This is a genomic window from Adlercreutzia equolifaciens, from assembly GCF_029076695.1.
In the GTDB taxonomy this organism is placed as follows: domain Bacteria; phylum Actinomycetota; class Coriobacteriia; order Coriobacteriales; family Eggerthellaceae; genus Adlercreutzia; species Adlercreutzia equolifaciens_A.
Genome location: NZ_JARFIK010000521.1, coordinates 1 through 293, shown reverse-complemented (window position 1 = coordinate 293; position 293 = coordinate 1). Strand labels below are relative to the sequence as shown.

General features: G+C 60.8%; 1 protein-coding gene. It reads right to left on the bottom strand.

All coding sequences use genetic code 11. From position 1 onward, the window contains the following. A partial coding sequence (locus PZH32_RS13450) for an ABC transporter permease (protein ID WP_343074584.1) occupies positions 1-293 on the bottom strand: 293 nt, incomplete at both ends.

Below are 293 nucleotides of genomic sequence, written 5' to 3'. Positions count from 1 at the left end.
CACAGCATGATGGCCTCGAGCAGGAACTGCTTCGTGATGTCGCGACGACGCGCCCCGAGCGACTTGCGCAGGCCGATCTCGCGGATGCGCTCGGTGACGTTGGTCAGCATCATGTTCATGATGCCGATGCCGCCCACGAACAGCGAGATGGACGCGACCGAGCCCATGAGCAGCGAGAACGACGTCATCATCGTTTCCATCTGCTTGATGACGGCGTCGAGCGACGACACGTACACGTTCTCGGGCTCCAGATTGAAGTACTGCGCGACAAAGGTCTGCGTCGTCTCGACGAG